General features: G+C 70.3%; 17 protein-coding genes. 9 read left to right on the plus strand and 8 right to left on the minus strand.

Annotated features, from left to right (window positions below; translation table 11 throughout):
- Window positions 1–65: 65 nt before the first annotated feature.
- Entirely contained in the window at window positions 66–1,232 is a 1,167-nt protein-coding gene (locus tag ACH34Q_RS30305; RefSeq protein ID WP_395986509.1) for a DUF5925 domain-containing protein, read from the minus strand.
- 41 nt (window positions 1,233–1,273) lie between these two features.
- The gene (locus tag ACH34Q_RS30310) at window positions 1,274–2,035 is read right to left on the minus strand and encodes a lysophospholipid acyltransferase family protein (RefSeq protein ID WP_395986510.1); all 762 of its coding nucleotides are present in this window, start codon (window positions 2,033–2,035) and stop codon (window positions 1,274–1,276) included.
- 132 nt (window positions 2,036–2,167) lie between these two features.
- Between ACH34Q_RS30310 and ACH34Q_RS30315 the strand changes: the two genes are divergently transcribed.
- Window positions 2,168–3,028: a hypothetical protein gene (locus tag ACH34Q_RS30315; RefSeq protein WP_395986511.1), complete on the plus strand. Its 861-nt coding sequence runs from the start codon at window positions 2,168–2,170 to the stop codon at window positions 3,026–3,028.
- A gap of 14 nt (window positions 3,029–3,042) precedes the next feature.
- Here ACH34Q_RS30315 and ACH34Q_RS30320 read toward each other — a convergent pair whose 3' ends face one another.
- Entirely contained in the window at window positions 3,043–3,720 is a 678-nt protein-coding gene (locus ACH34Q_RS30320; RefSeq protein WP_395986512.1) for a uracil-DNA glycosylase, read from the minus strand.
- A 260-nt stretch (window positions 3,721–3,980) separates the two neighbouring features.
- Between ACH34Q_RS30320 and ACH34Q_RS30325 the strand changes: the two genes are divergently transcribed.
- Entirely contained in the window at window positions 3,981–5,426 is a 1,446-nt protein-coding gene (locus ACH34Q_RS30325) for a wax ester/triacylglycerol synthase family O-acyltransferase (RefSeq protein ID WP_395986513.1), read from the plus strand.
- Here ACH34Q_RS30325 and ACH34Q_RS30330 read toward each other — a convergent pair.
- Window positions 5,423–6,463: a hypothetical protein gene (locus tag ACH34Q_RS30330; protein WP_395986514.1), complete on the minus strand. Its 1,041-nt coding sequence runs from the start codon at window positions 6,461–6,463 to the stop codon at window positions 5,423–5,425. The genes ACH34Q_RS30325 and ACH34Q_RS30330 overlap by 4 nt on opposite strands.
- A 27-nt stretch (window positions 6,464–6,490) precedes the next feature.
- Between ACH34Q_RS30330 and ACH34Q_RS30335 the strand changes: the two genes are divergently transcribed.
- A complete protein-coding gene (locus ACH34Q_RS30335) occupies window positions 6,491–7,849 on the plus strand; it encodes a nitrate/nitrite transporter (RefSeq protein WP_395986515.1) in 1,359 nt (452 codons plus the stop codon).
- Here the strand turns inward: ACH34Q_RS30335 and ddaH are convergent.
- Window positions 7,759–8,628 (minus strand): dimethylargininase, encoded by an 870-nt coding sequence (gene ddaH / locus ACH34Q_RS30340; RefSeq protein ID WP_395986516.1) that lies wholly within the window; start codon window positions 8,626–8,628, stop codon window positions 7,759–7,761. The genes ACH34Q_RS30335 and ddaH overlap by 91 nt on opposite strands.
- 170 nt (window positions 8,629–8,798) lie before the next feature.
- Complete coding sequence (lpdA, locus tag ACH34Q_RS30345) at window positions 8,799–10,202, minus strand: dihydrolipoyl dehydrogenase (protein ID WP_395986517.1); 1,404 nt, start codon at window positions 10,200–10,202, stop codon at window positions 8,799–8,801.
- Window positions 10,203–10,675: 473 nt separating this feature from the next.
- Between lpdA and ACH34Q_RS30350 the strand changes: the two genes are divergently transcribed.
- Window positions 10,676–11,284, plus strand: coding sequence for a hypothetical protein (locus ACH34Q_RS30350; RefSeq protein WP_395986518.1), 609 nt, complete (start codon window positions 10,676–10,678; stop codon window positions 11,282–11,284).
- Here the strand turns inward: ACH34Q_RS30350 and ACH34Q_RS30355 are convergent.
- Window positions 11,281–11,733 carry a RodZ domain-containing protein gene (locus ACH34Q_RS30355; protein WP_395986519.1) on the minus strand — a complete coding sequence of 151 codons (453 nt, stop codon included), beginning with the start codon at window positions 11,731–11,733 and terminating at the stop codon, window positions 11,281–11,283. The two genes, ACH34Q_RS30350 and ACH34Q_RS30355, sit on opposite strands and share 4 nt — an antisense overlap.
- Window positions 11,734–11,879: 146 nt before the next feature.
- On the opposite strand from ACH34Q_RS30355, the gene ACH34Q_RS30360 reads away from it, so the two are divergent.
- Both ACH34Q_RS30360 and ACH34Q_RS30365 read left to right on the plus strand, forming a co-directional pair.
- Window positions 11,880–13,253, plus strand: coding sequence for an MFS transporter (locus ACH34Q_RS30360; RefSeq protein ID WP_395986520.1), 1,374 nt, complete (start codon window positions 11,880–11,882; stop codon window positions 13,251–13,253).
- A 406-nt stretch (window positions 13,254–13,659) separates the two neighbouring features.
- Window positions 13,660–13,899: a hypothetical protein gene (locus ACH34Q_RS30365; RefSeq protein WP_395986521.1), complete on the plus strand. Its 240-nt coding sequence runs from the start codon at window positions 13,660–13,662 to the stop codon at window positions 13,897–13,899.
- A 16-nt stretch (window positions 13,900–13,915) separates the two neighbouring features.
- Here the strand turns inward: ACH34Q_RS30365 and ACH34Q_RS30370 are convergent, their stop codons facing one another.
- The gene (locus ACH34Q_RS30370; RefSeq protein WP_395986522.1) at window positions 13,916–14,593 is read right to left on the minus strand and encodes a DUF5701 family protein; all 678 of its coding nucleotides are present in this window, start codon (window positions 14,591–14,593) and stop codon (window positions 13,916–13,918) included.
- A gap of 144 nt (window positions 14,594–14,737) precedes the next feature.
- Between ACH34Q_RS30370 and galT the strand changes: the two genes are divergently transcribed.
- From galT to ACH34Q_RS30385, 3 genes are all read left to right on the plus strand, one after another.
- Window positions 14,738–15,793, plus strand: a complete 1,056-nt coding sequence (gene galT, locus ACH34Q_RS30375) for a galactose-1-phosphate uridylyltransferase (RefSeq protein WP_395986523.1) — start codon at window positions 14,738–14,740, stop codon at window positions 15,791–15,793.
- Window positions 15,794–15,902: 109 nt separating this feature from the next.
- Window positions 15,903–16,967, plus strand: a complete 1,065-nt coding sequence (locus ACH34Q_RS30380; RefSeq protein ID WP_395986524.1) for a rod shape-determining protein — start codon at window positions 15,903–15,905, stop codon at window positions 16,965–16,967.
- Window positions 16,968–17,114: 147 nt separating this feature from the next.
- Window positions 17,115–18,518 (plus strand): hypothetical protein, encoded by a 1,404-nt coding sequence (locus tag ACH34Q_RS30385; RefSeq protein ID WP_395986525.1) that lies wholly within the window; start codon window positions 17,115–17,117, stop codon window positions 18,516–18,518.

The raw sequence follows: 18,518 nt of genomic DNA on the forward strand, positions 1-18,518 counted from the left end.
TCGCCCTATCGCGGCCCTGGAAAAGGCGAACACGCCACGAGTCAACGGAGGGAGCGGGGGCTGGTCTACAGGTAGAAGCCTGTTGCGGACGAGGGGGGCTGCTGGGTGGTGGGGGCCTTCTCGCCCTTGCGGAGGGCGACCAGCTCGGCGAGGGTGGCGCCGTCCGAGGCGATGTCGGCGTCGGGGGCCTCGCCGTCCAGCCAGGCGAGCGACTCGCCGCGGGTGAGCGGGCCCACCTCGATCTGCGCCAGGCAGCGGCCCGGGCGGACGATCGCCGGATGCAGGCGGGTCAGGTCCTCGTTCGTCGTGATGGCCACCAGGACGTCGCGGCCTTGGCCCAGCATCCCGTCGGTGAGGTTGAGCAGCCGGGACAGGCCCTGGCCGGTCGACTGCTTGGCCTCGCCGCGGATCAGCTCGTCGCAGTCCTCCAGGATGAGCAGCCGCCACCGGCGCTCCTCGTCCTCGTCCTCGCCGACCGCGACCTCCATGAGGTAGCTGGGCGTCCCGAACAGCGACTCGGGGTCGAGCACGCAGTCGGCCTGGCACCAGGAGCCCCAGGAACGTGCCAATGCCCGCAGCGCGGTCGTCTTGCCCGTACCGGGCGGGCCGTGCAGCAGCAGGAGGCGGCCCGCCACCTCGTCGCGGGTGAGGCTCATGACCTGGTCGAGCGCGTCGGCGACCGGGGCCGTGTAGTTGCGCCGGATCTCGGACCACGCGTCGGCGGAGATGGCCCGTTCGGTACGGACGGGGCCGTGCGGGCCCATGTGCCAGAAGCCCATCTCGACGTTGGTCTCGTCGGTCTTGGGCGGCTCGGTGGCGTCCCGTACGCAGTCGTCCATGACGGTCTCGGCCAGCGCTTCGGAGACCGCGGAGACCGCGACGTAGGCGGCGCCGTTCTTCCAGCGGTTGACGAGCAGCGTCCAGCCGTCGCCCTCGGCGAGCACCGCTTCCTTGCCGCGCTCGTGCGCGACGCGCAGCAGCCGCGCGTCGCCGGGGCGCAGCGGCGCGTCCGGCTTCACGTGCTCGAGGCGGGCGGACCGCGACCAGGGCTGCTCGCCGGACGCGAACGGGCGCAGCGACAGCACGTCCATCACGTCGGCGGGGGAGTTGTTGTCGCTGAGGTTGAACACCACCGGCAGCGCGGGATCGGCCCCGGGACCGGTGCCGTCCGGTGCCTCCGGCGGCCCGACGAGATGCAAGATCTCCTGCGGCCTCTCTCCCGACACGGTCATGACATTAATGATCAGGGGCGCCCAGGGGAGCGTCCACTGATTTAACCGTCCGTTCCCTTGGCCTTGCGGGCCTCGATCTCCTTGCGGTCCAGCTCCTCGGCCTCTTCGGGCGTGGGGGCCGTACCGCCGAGGTAGGCGGGCTGCCACCAGCGGTCGGCGCCGGTCGGCAGCACCGGGTACTCGCGCTGGGCCTTCTCCAGCAGCCCCGACAGCTGGGCGTGCAGGTCGCGGGTGACCTGGTCGTAGTCATCGCCGCGCTTGGGGTACATCGGCTCGCCGACCAGGATGGTGACCGGGATGCCGCGCTGCAGCAGCCGGCGCTTGCGGCCCTTGGTCCACAGCCGCTGCGGTCCCCACAGCGTGATCGGGATCAGTGGTACGTCGGCGGCGACCGCCATCCGCACCGCGCCGTTCTTGATCTCCTTGACGGTGAACGAGCGGCTGATCGTGGCCTCGGCGAACACCCCGATGATCTCGCCGGACTTCAGCGCGGTCAGCGCCGCCTTGTACGAGGCGGCGCCCGCCTGCCGGTCCACCGGAATGTGGTGCATGCCACGCATCAGCGGGCCGGCGATCCGGTTGTCGAAGATCTCCTTCTTCGCCATGAACCGCACCAGCCGGCCGGCCGGGTGGGCCGCGAGCCCGGCGAAGATGAAGTCGAGGTAGCTGACGTGATTGCTGACGAGCACCGCGCCACCGGTACGGGGGAGGCGCTCGGTTCCTTCAAGGCGGAACTTGATGCCGAGGGCCTTGAAGAGGCCCTGGGCCGCCTTGATCACCGGTGGGTACACGATTTCCGACATGGGAGCACGCTACCGGACCGTGGGCACCGCCCTACGGCGAGTCGCCCGCCGCCGCGAACGATCGCGCGGCGGGGCGTAACTCTGAGAAGGTGGACACCAGTGATCTGAACGCTCCGGTGAAGGGGGATGAGCATGGAACCGTTGGACGCGGCGGTGGACGTGCACGCGCTCATCCGGGACCTGCTGCCGGTCGTGGCGCCCAGCGCCTGGTTCGATCCCGGGACGTCCGAGGTGGTGCTTCCGGTCGGCCGTTCGGAGGCCCGCGCCTCCACCTGGACGGTGCTGGAGCGGTGCGCCCGCGAGCCCCGCGAGACCTGGCCGGGCGTCGTGGACGAGTGGGTCCGCGAGGTCGGCCACCGCGCGTTCCTGGCCGTCGGGGAGATGGAGCTGTTCGGCGACGTGCGCGAGCTGCTGCGGCTGCGGATCGTTCCCAAGCTCGCGCCGCGCGACCGGGAGGGCCTGGTCGTGGTCCCGGCGGGCGACCACTTCGACGCGATGGTGATGATCGAGCATCCGCGGTACGGCGGGCCGCTCACCAAGGCGCGCGCCGGCCTGCTGGGACTGCGCAAGCTCGGCTACGTGATGACCAACACCCATGACCGCGAGCTGGCCGACGTGTCGGTGCGCGACCAGCCGCTCCTGCCTGGCCGCGACGTCCGCGTGGTGACCAAGCCCGGCAGCCGCTACGTGTCCGCGCTGCTCAGCGAGGTGGAGCAGTTCCTGCCCGGCCCGAACGCGCACGGCGCCCTGGTCGGCGTCCCGTGCCACAGCACGCTGCTGCTGTATCCGATCACCTCCACCGCGGTGCTGGAGGTGCTGCCGGTCTTCGCCGACGTCGTCAAGGAGATGCACGCCGACGCCGAGGACCCGTGCGCGCCTGGGGTCTACTGGAGCCACGGCGAGCGCCGTCTCACGCCCCTGTCCGGTGCCCTGGACACGGCCGCGCCCCGCGAGTTCACCTCGCTGCTGCTGCGCCTGCCCGACCTTCCCTAGCGATTCCCAAGGCTTTAGGGAAGCTTCCAGTCCACGGGGGCCGCGCCCTGCTCCTGGAGGAGCTGGTTGGCGCGGCTGAACGGGCGGGAGCCGAAGAACCCGCGATCGGCCGACATCGGGCTCGGATGGGCCGACTCGATGCACGGAACGCCGGGCATGAGGGGCTTGAGGTTGCGGGCGTCGCGGCCCCACAGGATCGCCACCAGCGGGCGGCCGCGCGCCGCGAGCGCGCGGATGGCCTGCTCGGTGACCTCTTCCCAGCCCTTGCCGCGGTGCGAGGCGGGCTTGCCCGGCATCACCGTGAGGGACTTGTTGAGCAGGCAGACGCCCTGCCCGGTCCAGGGGGACAGGTCGCCGTTGGACGGCTGCGGGTGGCCGAGGTCGGTGCCGTACTCCCGGAAGATGTTGATCAGGCTGCCGGGCAGCGGCCGTACCTCGGGCGCGACCGAGAAGCTGAGCCCGACCGGATGGCCCGGGGTGGGGTACGGGTCCTGCCCGACGATCAGCACCCGGACGTCGTCGAACGGCTGGGTGAACGCGCGCAGGATGCGGTCGCCGGCGGGCAGGTAGCGGCGCCCGGCGCCGACCTCGGCGCGCAGGAAGCCGCCCATGGCCGTGATCCGGTCCGCGACCGGGTCCAGCGCCTTGGCCCAGCCCGCTTCGACGATCTCCGAAAGTGGTCGTCCCGTCATGACCGGTCAGCCTAATGCCGTGATCTTCCGGGCGGTCCCGGAACGGGCCTTGATCACGGCAGTGAAGTTATTTGACCAGAAGAGGTCGGAAAGTGTGGATCGCCGACCGGTGCGAGGGATCTCCCAGTTGAGCCCAGTGATACGTCCGGTTAAGTCGCTGTTACTTCCCTATTGCCCGCATTGACGTACCGTCCGGTATTTCATACCTCCTAGAGGAGACAGGCCGGCGTACTGAACGATTCACTCTGGGACGGACGAGTATGAGCCAGCTGACCACCGTTGACGCCACCTTCCTCAACGCCGAGACGAGCACCACGCACGCGCACATCGCGGGCCTGGGCATCCTCGACGCCGCCTCCCGGCCCGGCGGGCGGCTCACCGTCGCCGCCGTGGCCGATCTCGTCCGCGAACGCGCCCACCTGGCGGCGCTGCCCCTGCGGCAGCGCCTCGTCCAGGTACCCCTGAGCCTCGACCGCCCGTACTGGGAGGACGATCCCGGCTTCGATCCCGAGCGGCACATCTTCGAGATCGGGCTGCCCGCGCCCGGCGACGCGACCCAGCTGGCGAACGCGGTCGCGATGCTGCACGAGCGGCCCCTGGACCGCGGCCGCCCGCTCTGGGAGATGGTGCTGATCCAGGGGTTGGAGGGCGGTCGTACGGCCCTCTACGTCAAGGCCCACCATGCCGCCATCGACGGCGTGCTGGCCGCCGAGACGCTCGCCGCCTTGCTCGATCTGTCGCCCGAACCGCGCGAGTTCCCCGCCGACGACGCCGAACCTCAACGCGCGCCCGGAGCGCTCAGCATGTTCAGCACCGGGTTGCTCAAGGCCGCGGCGCATCCGCTGCGCAGCGTCCTGTCGATGGCGCGCACCGCCCCGTACCTCGACGAGATCCCCGGCGTCTCGCAGCTCCCCGGCGTCGGGCGGATGAGCCATCTGATGCAGGGCGCGCTGGGCCGCGAGGAGGTACCGAGGGCGCCCCGGGTCAGCGCGCCGCCCACCTCGTTCAACCTGCCGATCGGACGGCACCGCACGGTCGCGTACGGGGAACTGGACCTGGCCGACATCAAGGAGATCCGCAAGGGGCTCGGCGGCAGCGTCAACGACGTGGTGATGGCGCTGTGCGCGACCGCGCTGCGGCAATGGCTGGACAAGCGCGGCGAACTGCCGGACGGCCCGCTCGTCGTGGGCGTGCCGGTGTCGCTGCGCAAGGACGGCGGCGGCGGCGATCCCGGCAACCAGGTCTCGATCATGACCACGCCGCTGGCCACCCACCTGCCGGACCCGGCCGAGCGCTACGCCGCCGTACGGGGCGATCTGGATCTCGGCAAGCGGCGGTTCGTGGCCAGCTCGGGCAGCTGGCTGCGGGAGCTGACCGGCATCCTGCCCGCGCCGCTGATGGGGCCGATGGCCCGGATGGCGATGCAGGCGCTGCCCAGCCTGGACCTGCGCCCGATGAACCTGATCATCTCCAACGTGCCGGGCCCGCAGTTCCCGCTCTACCTGTGCGGGGCCCGGGTGCTCGGCTACTACCCGATCTCGGTGATCACCGATATCAGCGGCGGGCTCAACATCACCGTGTTCTCCTACGACGGCAAGGTGGACGTCGGCATCGTCGCCTGCCGCGACCTGGTGCCCGACCCGTCCGAGCTGATCGACCACCTCGCCGACGCGCTGGACGAGCTCAAGGCGCTCGCGAAGGCCTAGCGGCCCAATTCCTGTTGGTGCCGCCACGCCAGCCTCAGCGCGGCGGCACCGGCCGGCTGCATCGGGCCCGGGACCGTGCCGTCGAACGCGGCGAGCCTGACCCGCCCCTCGGCGTTGACGTCCACGAGCTCGCCGAAGAGCGCGCCGAACGTCGCGTCATCGACGACCGCGACCGTGAGCACGTCCACCGCGAACGTCAGCGGATCGACCCCCAGCCCGAGGCAGTGGACCCGGATCCGCCCCTCCCGGCGAGCGGCGCTGATGTCCCGATGGAACGGCCATGCCTCCTGGTCGAAGCCGGTCCCGTAGTCCTCGCTCGCGCCCAGCAGTTCCTCGCTGAACTCCCGGACCATGCACCGCCACAGATCCAGGTCCGCGTGCTCGTCCGCCAGGGGCTGGAAGACCCCGACGGGCATCACCTGATGCAGCCCGCCCGCGTGCGCGACCTTCTCCGGGTCGCGCCAGTGCAGTACGTACGAGCCGGACGTGGTGACGGTCAGCGTGGTGATGGCGACCAGCGCCGTACGGCGGGAGAGGTCGCAGGGATCCCCGACACGTCGCCTTAGGGGCAGCCCAGGAGTCTCGGCCGCGAGTTCGTGCGCGGCGGCCTCGCCTACGTTCACCGCATCGAAGTAGCGGCCGGGGCCGAAGGACAGCGTGCCTGCCTTCAGGTCCGCGTCGAGCAGCCGGTAGCTGGGACGGTCCTCGAAGATTCTTGGAGGCGCCAAGGCCGCCAGTGCCTCCGCGTACGTGCGGTAGCCCGGCGGGAGACCTTCTGTGGGGTCGGCCACAGCGGGAGGTTCAGGACGAGGATTCCAGTCGAGCCGTACCGACTCCAAGGGGAGCGGCTCGTCCGGGACCCACTCGGGCCGGGTCAGCAGAGGAGTCCCCTCTACGCGAAGCAGGTCGGGATAATGCCGGCTCGCGGACTGTCCCAGTGCGTGCCGGTTCGCGTTGAGGTGCCCGCAGACCTCGCGCCACCGGTTCTCGTGCCACCTGGAGTCGCCGACATCACCCTGCTCGATGGAACGAGCCATATCCGACCTCGCATATCGTCGTATGACGTGCCTGACGATCCGCCCTCCCCCAGCAAGCCCCCCGCGACATCCCGGGCCCCCAAGCTCGCCTGGGTGCTGTGGTCGGTCGGCATCCTCGCCTACATCGTGGCCATCCTGCACCGCACCTCGTTCGGTGTCGCCGGGCTCGACGCGTCCGACCGGTACGGCGCGTCCGGCGGGATGCTGGCCTCGTTCACCGTGCTCCAGCTGCTCGTCTACGCCGGGCTCCAGGTCCCGGTAGGGCTGCTGCTGGACCGGATCGGGCCGCGCTGGATGGTCGCCGGCGGCGCGCTCCTCATGGCCGCGGGGCAGGCGCTGCTGGCGTTCTCCAACGACATGGCGGGCGCCGTCGCCGCCCGGGTCATGGTCGGCGCGGGCGACGCGATGACGTTCATCAGCGTGCTGAGCATCGTGACGATGTGGTTCCCCGCGCGGCAGATCCCGGTGGTGACGCAGCTCACCGGACTGCTCGGCCAGCTCGGCCAGATCCTGAGCGCGGTCCCGATGGTGGCGCTGCTGCACGGCCCCGGCTGGACGACCGCGTTCGGGTCGGCCGCCTCCCTCGGCGTGCTGGTCGGCGTGCTCGCGCTGGCCTTCCTCCGGAACGGTCCACCCGGAGCCGCGCGTCCCGCCCCGCCGTCGCTGCGCGAGGTGGGCGGCAACCTCGTCGCCTGCTGGCGGCACCCCGGCACCCGGCTCGGGCTCTGGACCCACTTCGTCACGCAGTTCTCGGCGAACACGTTCGCGCTGATGTGGGGCTTCCCCTACCTGGTCTCCGGCCACGGCCTGTCGCCGGGCGCCGCCAGCACGCTGCTCACCGTCTTCGTGCTCACCACCATGGTGTCCGGGCCGATCATCGGGCAGCTGGTCGCCCGGCATCCGCTGCGCCGCTCCTGGCTGGTGCTCGGCATCGTCGGCCTCATGATCACCGCCTGGACGGTCACGCTGGCCGTACCGCCGCCCGCGCCGACCTGGCTGCTGGTCGCGCTGGTGCTGTGCGTGGCGCTGGGCGGCCCCGGCTCCATGATCGGCTTCGACTACGCCCGGACGTTCAACCCGCCGTCCCGGCAGGGCACGGCGACCGGCATCGTGAACGCGGGCGGCTTCGTCGCGGCCCTCGTCGCGATCCTGCTGATCGGTCTCGTCCTGGACGTGATGTCCCCGGGCCGCGAGTTCACCCCCGAGGCGTTCCGCGCGGCATGGACCGTTCAGGCCCTGCTGTGGGCCGTCGGGCTCGTGGGCGTCCTCCGTACCCGGAAGCTGGCGCGCCGCGTCTACCCGGGGAACCTCAGCTCCAGCGTGCAGCACTTGGGACCGCCGCCCGCCTTGCGCAACTCGGAGAGGTCCACCGGTACGGGGTCGTAGCCGTGCCGCCGCAGCGTCTCGATGAGCCCGGTCGCCTCGGCGTTGATGACGACGTTGCGGCCGTCGCAGACCGCGTTGAGGCCGAGCACCGCCGCGTCGCGCTCGCCCGCGATGACGGCGTGCGGGAACAGCCGTTCCAGCACCGCGCGGCTCCCGGGGGAGAAGGCGCCCGGGTAGTACGCGACGTTGTCGTCGCCGAGCGGGAACAGGGCCGTGTCCAGGTGGTAGAACCGCGGGTCGACCAGGCGCAGCGTCACCACCGGGCGGCCGAGGAACTCCTGGGCCTCCTGGTGGGCGGCGAGATCGGTACGGAACCCGGTCCCGGCCAGGATGATGTGGCCGAGCGTCAGGAAGTCGCCCTCACCCTCGTTGGTGTGCAGCCCTTCGAGGACCTCGGCGAAGCCGTTGCTCCGCAGCCACTCCACGTACGCCAAAGCCTCGGCCGCACGCTCGGGGTAGGCGAACCGCGCCCCGTACACCCGGCCGCCGACCACCAGCGCGCCGTTGGCGGCGAAGACCATGTCGGGCAGGCCCTCGATCGGGTCGATCAGGCTGACCTCGTGCCCCAGCGTGATGTACGCGGCGCGCAGCGCCTCCCACTGCTCGACGGCCAGCGCGGCGTCGGCGCCGGTCTCGGGGTCCATCCACGGGTTGATCGCGTACGTGACGGCGAAATGCTCCGGGCGGCACATCAGGTAGCGGCGCTTCAGCGCGGTACGGACGGGCGGCGCGGTACGGACGGGCCGGGCGGTCGGCTCCATCGCCGGCGACACGGTCATGGGCGCTCCTGGTCAATGATCGATCATCTGCCTGAACGATCGAAAGCCTAGAAGCCGCGGCGCCCGGATCACAGCCGCCGACATTGCGCTGACCTGGTAGTTCGTTGCTTTCACGGTCGCGGGACGGCGATTCGTTGCGCGGTCCCGCGACCGGTGCGAAAGCGGGACCGTCACATGTTGATCATGTGGCCGGCCAGTCCGTGCACGGCCTCCTTCATGGCCTCGCCCAGCGTCGGGTGCGCGTGCACGTTGCGGGCCACCTCGTGCACGGTGAGGTCCCACTGCTGGGCCAGGGTCAGCTCCGGCAGCAGCTCGGTGACCTCCGGGCCGATCAGGTGCGCGCCGAGGATCTCGCCGTACTTGTCGTCGCTGATCACCTTGACGAAGCCGTCGCCCTCGCCCATCCCCAGCGCCTTGCCGTTGGCGCTGAACGGGAACTTGGCCACCTTGACGTCGAAGCCCTGCTCCTTGGCCTGCGCCTCGGTCCAGCCGAAGCTGGCGATCTGCGGCTGGCAGTACGTGGCGCGCGGGATCATCACGTACTCGAGCGCCATCGTCTCGGCCTCGGCGATGGACTCGGCGGCGACGATGCCCATCGCCTCGGCCGCGTGCGCCAGCATCAGCTTGGCGGTCACGTCGCCGATGGCGAAGATGTTCGGAACGGACGTGCGGCAGTAGCCGTCGATGTCGATGGCGCCGCGCTCGGTCAGCCGGACGCCGGTCTTCTCGAGCCCGTACCCCTCGACGTTGGGCTGGAAGCCGATCGCCTGGAGGACCTTGTCGGTCTCCAGGACCTGCTGGTTCCCGTCCTTGCCCGTGACGGTGACCTTGACCTTGGGGCCGGAGTCGTCGATCGAGTCGACCCGGGTCGAGGTCAGCACGTCGACGCCGAGCTTGCGGTAGCGCTTGGCCAGCTCCTTGGACACGTCGGCGTCCTCGTTGGGCACCATGCGGTCGAGGAACTCGACGATCGTCACCTTGACGCCGTAGTTGTGCAGCACGTACGCGAACTCGACGCCGATCGCGCCCGCGCCGGCGATGACGATGCTCTCGGGCAGGTCGGCGCTGAGGATCTGCTCCTCGTAGGTCACGACCCGTTCCGACAGGGAGGTACCGGGCAGCAGCTTGGTGTGCGCGCCGGCGGCGATGATGCAGTTGCCGAAGGTGACGGTCTCGGTGCCGCCGTCGGTCCTGGCGACCTGCAGGGTGTTGGGGTCGGTGAACGTACCGCGCCCGTCGAATGTGGTGATCTTGTTCTTCTTCATCAGGAACTGGACGCCCTTGACGAGCTTCTCCGAGACCTCACGGCTGCGCTGGAACGCCTTGCCGTAGTCGAAGGAGACCGGCCCCTCGGCCTTGATCCCGTACTTGTCGGCCTCATGGGTGAAGATGTGGGCCAGCTCGGCGTTCCGCAGCAGCGCCTTGGAGGGGATGCAGCCCACGTTCAGGCAGACCCCGCCCCAGAACCGCTCCTCGATGATCGCCGTCTTCAGCCCGAGCTGTGCCGACCGGATCGCGGCGACATATCCACCCGGGCCCGAGCCCAGGACCACGACGTCAAAGTGATTGCTCATTCTTAGGACGATATTCCGCGGTGGGCGGTGCTCGCATCCCGACCGGCCCGTACGGGCGGCCGTACCCGGCGGGCGCGCCGGGCGGCGGGACACGATCAGTGACGGAAAGCCCTTGATGGAGGCTTCTTCGTCACATGCTGTTAGGCTCAGGGAGGCCCCACATGCCCGCCGACCGAGTTAGGGGCGCGCCTGTGGCGCGAAACTCAACCCGTCCAGGAACATGCCGAGCCGGTCACACCGTTCATGAAGAGCACGGTGTTCATGAAGTGCCAGTGTTCATGAAGAGCCGGGCGGGCACCGGACGAACGTACGCCCCGCGAGCCCGCCGAACACGACCGCGGAACCCTGAGGAACGGGCTGCCCTCGTACGCCCGCACTCGGACCAGGCCCGGGCCACCGCGTGCAGGACCCGGGCCGTTGGACGGCCGTTGGACGACCCGGGCCGTTGAAGACGAAGTAGGGAGGAATGGCGAGTGAGGATCCCCAAGCGCGTCAACGCCGTCCTGGACCGGGCGGAGCGACACGCCGGCGCACTCCTGGCGGTGATCGTCCTGGTGGCCGCCGCCCTGGCGGCGATGTGGGTACCGCTGCTCGCCGGGTTCATCCTCGGGATCGCCTTCGGCGGTTTCGCCGTCCATGTGCGGATGAGCAAGCGGATCGCCAGGTCGCGCCGGGAGATCGACGACCTGCTGCGCGAGAACGGCGGGCTGCGGCACCGCTACACCGTGCTGGCCAGCGGCGTGATCACCCGCGAGGCGCAGGTGACCCAGGCGCTGGTGGCGATCCCCGAGTACGAGCCGAACGAGGACCCGCAGCGCACCCAGGCACTCCCGGCCCTCTTCGACACCGAGGCCGACGAGGCCATCGAGGCCGTCGAGGCCGTCGAGCCGGACAAGGCCGTCGAGTCGGATAGGGCCGCCGAGGCGGACAGGCCTCGCCAGGCCGACAGGGCCCGTAAGGCGGGCAGGGCTCGCAGGCCGGCCAAGAACGGCAAGGCCGCCGACGGTGACGAGGAAGCCGATGACGGCTCCACGTCCGATACCGCCGACCTGGCCGAGATCCGGCAGGCCAAAGCGTCCTAGGGACGAGCGGTCTTAGGGCGGGCGGCGGTGAAGTTGGTCGGCTTTCCCGCGGGCCCCAGCGGTCGCAGCGAGCCGTTGACGTAGACCTTGGCGGCGCTCGCGTCGCTCAACTCGACGTCCAGTCGCGGATCGCCGAAGCGGACGGTCCTGCCGCGCGGCAGCCGTTCCTTGAGCAGGACGGCGCCGTCCGCGCGGCGCACCTTGACGTCGCACGCGGGGCCGGTCACGGCGATCACCAGCGTCTCCGCGCGGCCGATCGGCGCCGACCGGGCCCCGTTCGGTACGGGCACGGCGGTACGCCCCGGGCCGCCGGTCGGCGGTACCCCGGCGACGGCGAAGACGGTCGCGCCCGCTCCGGCCAGGAGGGCGACCAGGACGGCCACGTGAACGCCCGTCCGGCGGTGGTTCTCCGGTCCCTGCCGCTCCCGCGCGCTCGTGTGTCGTCCCATCAAGGGCACATTAGTGACCTTGATGGGATTTATCGTCATTTCTAGTCGAATTGATCGTCCGGACGGCCCGGTCGCCATGATCTTCCCGGCGTTAGGTCACCCGTTCTCGGGGGACAGCTACCGGCATGTCGTTGAAGGACGATCCCGTGTCCGACGGTCCGGGAAAGGGCGAGGACCAGGAGGCTCCCCCGTCCCCGGCGACGGTCCGCAAGGCCGTCGTCGCCTCGGCGATGGGCAACGCGATCGAGTGGTTCGACTTCGGGGTGTTCAGCGCCGGTGTGATCACCTCGATCGTCGGCACCGTGTTCTTCCCGCCGGACGAGGGCGGCAGCGCCACGCTGCGCTCGTTCGCGCTGATCGCGGCGGCCTTCATCGCCCGCCCGTTCGGCGGGATGTTCTTCGGCCCGCTGGGCGACCGGATCGGGCGCAAGCGGGTGCTGGCCATGACGATCATCCTGATGTCGGGCTCCACCTTCGTGATCGGCATCCTGCCGGGCTACGCGACGATCGGGATCGCGGCGCCGCTGGCACTGCTGGCCGTACGGCTGGTGCAGGGCTTCTCCACCGGCGGCGAGTACGGCGGCGCGGCGACGATGATCGCCGAGTACGCGCCGACGGAGAAACGCGGGTTCTACGGCAGCTTCCTGGAGCTCGGCACGCTGTCGGGCTACGTCGCGGGCGCCGCGCTGGTGCTGGGCTTCGATGTCGTGCTGAGCCACGAGGCCATGCACTCCTGGGGCTGGCGCATCCCGTTCCTCATCGCGCTGCCGCTGGGCATCGTCGGCCTGTACGTGCGGACCCGGATCGAGGACACCCCCGCGTTCCAGCACATGGAGGCGGCCGGCGAGACGTCCAAGGCGCCGCTGCGCGAGACGCTGCTGCACGCCTGGCCGATGATCCTCAAGCTGATCTGCATCGTGTTCCTGCTGAACGTCGCCGACTACACGCTGCTGACGTTCATGCCGTCCTATCTCACCGCGTACCTCGGCGTCCCCGAGGTACGGGCGCAGCTGATCACGATCGGCGTGGAGCTGGCGATGATCGCCGTGATCATCCCGCTGGGTGCCTGGTCGGACCGGATCGGGCGAAAACCGCTGCTGATCACGGCCGCGGTCGGGTTCGTCCTGCTGAGCTGGCCGGCGTTCGCGTTCATGCAGTCGGAGCGGGCGCTGGGCGTCGCGGCCGGCTACGCCATGATCGGCGGGATGCTGGTGCTGATGCTGGCGGTGATCGGGTCCACGTTCCCGGCGATGTTCCCGACCAAGGTCAGGTACGGGGCGTTCGCGATCGGCTACAACATCTCCACCTCGCTGTTCGGCGGGACGTGCGCCGTGCTGGTGGGATGGCTGATCAAGGTGACCGGCTCCAACTACATCCCGGCCTACTACCTGATGCTGGCCGGGCTGGTGGCCATCGGCCCGCTGCTGGTGATCCCCGAGACGGCGGGCGTCCCGATCGAGCAGGCCGGACGCGAGGACGCCCCGAAACGGGTGGGTTCCGGGGCGTCCAGGGACGGGTGAGTCCTGCCGTTCGTCGGGCGTTCGTCGAGCCCGCTCAGCGGCGGGCGAAGCGCTTACGGGACCAGGCGGCCAGAGTGGCCGATATCGCCAGGCCGACGCCGGTCTCGAGCAGCAGTGCGGTCCATACGGTTGTCACTCTGGTTCCTCCCCTCGGATGCGCCGGGCCCATGCGCCGGGCCCGATCCTCACTTAGCGCAACTCCCATGATGCGGTCAGGGATTTCCTCCTCAGGCCAATCAGGCACGTGACCTCAGTCACTTCAATCCCCGTTGACCTGGGGCTAAACCGGCGAGAACGCAAAATCACTGGTCATCGCCCTGATCGGCGTCTCGGTCCGGACGGGCGGCTCGGACGCGAGCATGCGGGTGGCTGTCTATTCGATCATACGTTCGACTACAGTGGTGCCGTGCAGCCGACCCGCCGTGAGCATGTGCCGTTCCTGTGCCCTCGGGGCCACCGGCTGGCCCCTGGGCGCGTCATCGTCGGCTGGTCGCCCTGCATGTGCCCGCCCTGCGCCGGACGCGGTCGCGGGCTGCGCGGTCACCGCACCTATCTCTGCCTGAGCTGCAAGGACGAGCATGTGACCACGATGTGCTACGAGCCGTACCACGTCCGGGGCGAGGGCACCGCGTACCGCTGGCCCTGACCGGAGGCGGGTGGCCCTAGTCGGCGGCAGGCCGGTCTAGCGTGCCTGCGCGGTTTGTGGCGGAGGCCATGCCGAGCCAGGTGTGCGGGTTGCCGGCCCAGCACCAGCCGAGCTTGGGCGCGTTCTGGCTGATCCAGATCGCCGGCACCCGGCGGTCTCCGGAGCGCGATCCGCCCAGCGAGAAGCACTTGTTCTTGGCCAGGACGGCGGGGAACTGGGTGACCAGCGCGATGCCCTCCTCGATGGTCAGCAGGGTGCGGCCGCGCCCGGCGATCGCCGCCATCGCGTCGTTCGGTACGGCCCCGCAGAACTCCTCGCCGCGCTCGATGCCGAAGAGCAGGTAGGCGCGGGCGTCGGGGAGGTCGACCTCCTTGGTGGCGACGAAGTCGGTGATCTCTCCCTCGGCGTAGTTCCGGTCGATGATCCCGGGCTTGTCCTTCCTGGCGAGCGTCGTCCGGGCGATGGTCTCCGCGATCGGAGCCAGCTCGCGTGTGACCACCAGGACGAACGGGACCGAGCCTTCGGCCGGCGGCTCCGGCTCGCCGCCGCGCTCGATCGCCGTCGCGCGCAGCGGGGCCAGCAGTGCGGTGAACTCCGCCTCGCCGAGCCCGGCCAGGTGGTGGTAGCCCTTGCCGATCAGCGTCCCGGCCTGCCGGTCGAACTCGCCGCCCACGTCGAACCCGTTGAGCGTCAAAGCGCCTCCATGTCGGTGGTGTCCTGTCCGGGATGCCCGGTGTAACTCTGTACAGCATACAGAGTACCGAATCCATTCCCGGTCCGCGAGGATCGCGATCCGCCCGGGTGCGGTTCCCTTGTGCTCCTCCGCTAGCCTCGCCGCGTGGTGCCCCTACGCAGCAGGCTGGCCGACGGCCGCGAGATCCTCTACTTCGACGAGAAGCCCGGCCGCGTTCCGGTGCCCGATCCGCGCCCCCTCCCGGCCACCGAGCCGCTCTGCGAGACCCGGCGCGATCCCCTCACCGGCGACTGGGTGACGGTCACCGCCCACCGCAACACCCGTACGTTCCTGCCGCCGCCGGACCAGTGCCCCCTGTGCCCGGGCGGTCCCGCCTCGGAGGTCCCCGACGCGTCGTACGACGTCGCCGTGTTCGAGAACCGCTTCCCGTCCTTCTCCTCCCGAACGCCCGGCGTAGCGTCCACGGTCGACGGCCAGGAACTGTTCGCGCGCGCGCCCGGCAACGGCCGCTGCGAGGTCGTCTGCTTCACCGACGACCACGACTCGTCCCTCGCCCTGCTGCCGGTCTCCCGCGTCCGTACGGTCATCGAAGCCTGGGCCGAACGCACCGCGGCCCTGTCCGCTATGCCGGACATCAAGCAGGTCTATGTGTTCGAGAACCGTGGCGTCGAGATCGGGGTGACACTCCACCATCCGCACGGCCAGATCTATGGGTATCCGTTCGTCACGCCCCGGACCGAACGCATGCTCGCCATGGCCTCCGCGCACCAGGGCGACCTCTTCGCCGACGTTCTGGCCGCTGAGCACGCCGCAGGTACGCGCATCATTCACCGGGGCGAGTACTGGACCGCCTTCGTTCCGGCCGCCGCCCGCTGGCCCGTCGAGGTCCATCTCATGCCGCACCGCCACGTACCGGACCTCGCAGGCCTCACCGCCGCGGAACGCGACGAACTGGCCTTCGTCTACAGCGACCTCCTCCGCCGCTGCGACGCCCTCTACGACACCCCGCTCCCGTACGTGGCGGCCTGGCACCAGGCCCCGGTGGACGCGCGCGACCTGGTCCGGCTGCACCTCCAGCTCTTCTCCGTACGGCGCGCCCAGGACAAGATCAAGTACCTGGCCGGCTCCGAATCCGGCATGGCCGCCTGGATCAACGACGTCCCGCCGGAGGACATCGCCCGCTTCCTCCGCAACGGGTGATGGCGTCCGGTTTGCCATAACGGGAGAGGCCGGTGGTGTTACGGCATACGACGCACGGTCAGAGTTAAGGGAGACCAGCGGACAAGCCCGGCAAAAGGAGGGCATCAGCATGGCTCACGGACTCACGGCCCTGGGTGACTTCTCGTGCCGAGCCACTGCCATCGATCTCGGCAGCGCGATGATGCGGATGTACGTCGAAGGCCGCGGCATCGTCGCCAGCGAACCGTCCGCCATAGCCCGCGCCGACGACACGGGGCGGATGCTGGCCACCGGCACCTCGGCGCTCGCGCTGGCGCACCGGGAGTGCGGCGTCCGGCTGATCCACCCGATCCGCAACGGCGTCCCGGCGGAGACCGGCGAGACCGAGGACCTGCTGCGCTACCTGCTGCGCACCCACCACCGGCGCCGCTACATGTCCAAGCCGCGGATGGCCGTCACGGTGCCCAGCGTGATCAACCAGGTCCAGTTGGGCGCCGTACGGACCGCCGCGTTCGCCGCCGGAGCCCGCCAGCTCACCCTCATCCCCACCCCGATCGCCGCCGCCGCCGGCGCGGGCCTGCCGTCCCACGGCGAGGACGTGGCGATCGTGGCCGACATCGGCGCGCACGTGACCGACGTCGGCGTGGTCCTGTCCGGCGAACTGCTGACCGGGCACATCGCCCTGGTCGGAGGCTCCACCATGGACGAGGCCATCGCCGCCTACGTCCGCCGAGAGTACGGCCTCATCATCGCGCCCCTCGCCGCCGAGACCGTCAAGCTCGCCGTCGGCACGGCCACGGTGCCGCGGGAGGACCGCCGTACGCTCGTCCACGGCAAGGACCGCGACACCGACCTGCCCCGTACGGTGGAGGTGTCGTCCGCCGACATCCACGCGGCCATCTCGACCTCGCTGGACGCCATCGTCCGCGCGGTCCGTACCGCAGTGGCCGCCGCCCCACCGGAGATGGCAGGGCACTTCTTCTCCTCGGGGATCACTCTCACCGGCGGCGGCGCCCGCCTGGCAGGCCTGGACGAACTGATCCGTACCGGCACCGGCCTGCGTGCCCGCGTCGCGGAGAACGCCGCCGAGGCCACCGTGCGAGGAGCCGCCAGCCTCCTGCGTCCCATCAAGGGCTTCGAGTCCAACCGGCTCCCGCCCCTGGGCCACCGCCGCCGGGCCCTCGCCCGCCACTGACGAACCCTGTTCGGAGTAGGCCCGACCCAGTGTCGGCCAAGGAACGCGTTGTCCAAGGAATGCGTTGGCCAAGGAATGGGCAAGACACCACGTCGAACGGCACATCGCCTCTGAACGCGACCCTTGGTGACCGTAAGGTCCGCTGGCATGCGCGTGTTGAAAAGACGCTGGAAGGTCGGCGTGGCCGCCGGAGCGACCGCTGTAGCGGCGACCTCGGTGGCTTGGCCCGGGGGCACCGGGACGGCGGCCGGCACCACTGAACGTGGCGCCGGCTGGGTCCTGGTGGCGCAGGAGGGCTTCGACCGGCCGCTGAAGGTGGACGGGGCCCCGTGGCGGCGGGATCCCCACGGGCCGCGCAGCCCGTGGCATGTCGACGCGTTCGACGATGACGGCGAGGCCTGGAAGAAGATCAGCGGACCGCTGTTCGAGCGCCGGCTCGCCGAGCTGAACGTGTTCCGCAAGCGCGTCGCGTTCGGCAGCGAGGGATGGCTGACCGCCGAGGTCGCGGCCGTCGACAAGGACCGGAACGGCCGTCCCGACTCGCGGCCCGGCCTGTCCACCGCGGCACTGCCGGACGGGCAGAAGGTCGCGCGGATCTCGGAGCCGAGCTGGGACGCCGGGGTCCTGATCCGCCCCAGCCGCCCGCTGCCGCCGCGCTACCGCGTGGAGATGACGCTGCGCGGCATCGACTTCGGCGGTGAGCGCGGCGGCCGCTTCGACTACGACGGCAAGCACAACGGCTACACCAGGGAGCCCTGCAAGACCCGGTACCCGTGGACGTTCCAGGGCGCGCTGCCCGGCAAGACGCGCTGCGAGTATCCCGACGTGACGCGGGAGAACGGGTTCTACTACATGACGATCCTCGACTACCCGACCCCCGCGCCGCACGGCAATCCCGGCATCCACTACCGGCGCAAGGTCATCATGGACGGCTACTACAGCGACGACGACCGCTGGAAGAACGCGGGCACCTGCAACCCCAAGACCGGCCGGATCTACCGGACGTTCGACGGCACCTTCAACGGCGTCAACGCGCTGTTCGCGCGCGGCGACAAGTTCCGCGAGGCCGCCAACAACAACATCAGCAACGAGTACTACATCAAGTCCGCCTGCGGGAACGTCTCCATGGACGAGTCGTACGGGCCGGGCGGCCGATTCCAGGGGCACCTCACCAGCGCCGAACTGCGGCCCGAACTCCTGCCGAAGGCCGCGTACCGGTTCGCCGTGGAACGTGACCGCTCCGGGTACACGCTCGAGATGAGCGGCCCGTTCCTGCACACAGGGCAGACCACGTTGCGCGCCCACCACAAGTTCGTGGAGGACGGCCGCCCGATCTGGCACTACAACCAGACACCCGGCGAGTACGACGGCCGATTCGACCGCAAGCTCGTCCACAAGGGCCCCGCCGGAACGTACACGACCGAGCACGCCTGGCCCAAGGGCTCGGCCTACCCGGACTCGTTCATCATCGGCGACCCGCACCTGAACTACTACGAGGGGTCGGCGTACGTCGATGACATCCGCCTGTACGTTCCGAAAGGCGACGGATAG

The sequence above is a fragment of the Actinomadura sp. 9N407 genome (assembly GCF_044326315.1).
Classification (GTDB): Bacteria; Actinomycetota; Actinomycetes; order Streptosporangiales; family Streptosporangiaceae; genus Spirillospora.

What these genes read in the sequence shown, in the direction of transcription:
- ACH34Q_RS30305 (WP_395986509.1), bottom strand. Translation starts at nt 1,232, where the DNA reads ATGACCGTGTCGGGAGAGAGGCCGCAGGAGATCTTGCATCTCGTCGGG.
- ACH34Q_RS30310 (WP_395986510.1), bottom strand. Translation starts at nt 2,035, where the DNA reads ATGTCGGAAATCGTGTACCCACCGGTGATCAAGGCGGCCCAGGGCCTC.
- ACH34Q_RS30315 (WP_395986511.1), top strand. Translation starts at nt 2,168, where the DNA reads ATGGAACCGTTGGACGCGGCGGTGGACGTGCACGCGCTCATCCGGGAC.
- ACH34Q_RS30320 (WP_395986512.1), bottom strand. Translation starts at nt 3,720, where the DNA reads ATGACGGGACGACCACTTTCGGAGATCGTCGAAGCGGGCTGGGCCAAG.
- ACH34Q_RS30325 (WP_395986513.1), top strand. Translation starts at nt 3,981, where the DNA reads ATGAGCCAGCTGACCACCGTTGACGCCACCTTCCTCAACGCCGAGACG.
- ACH34Q_RS30330 (WP_395986514.1), bottom strand. Translation starts at nt 6,463, where the DNA reads ATGGCTCGTTCCATCGAGCAGGGTGATGTCGGCGACTCCAGGTGGCAC.
- ddaH (WP_395986516.1), bottom strand. Translation starts at nt 8,628, where the DNA reads ATGACCGTGTCGCCGGCGATGGAGCCGACCGCCCGGCCCGTCCGTACC.
- lpdA (WP_395986517.1), bottom strand. Translation starts at nt 10,202, where the DNA reads ATGAGCAATCACTTTGACGTCGTGGTCCTGGGCTCGGGCCCGGGTGGA.
- ACH34Q_RS30355 (WP_395986519.1), bottom strand. Translation starts at nt 11,733, where the DNA reads ATGGGACGACACACGAGCGCGCGGGAGCGGCAGGGACCGGAGAACCAC.
- ACH34Q_RS30380 (WP_395986524.1), top strand. Translation starts at nt 15,903, where the DNA reads ATGGCTCACGGACTCACGGCCCTGGGTGACTTCTCGTGCCGAGCCACT.
- ACH34Q_RS30385 (WP_395986525.1), top strand. Translation starts at nt 17,115, where the DNA reads ATGCGCGTGTTGAAAAGACGCTGGAAGGTCGGCGTGGCCGCCGGAGCG.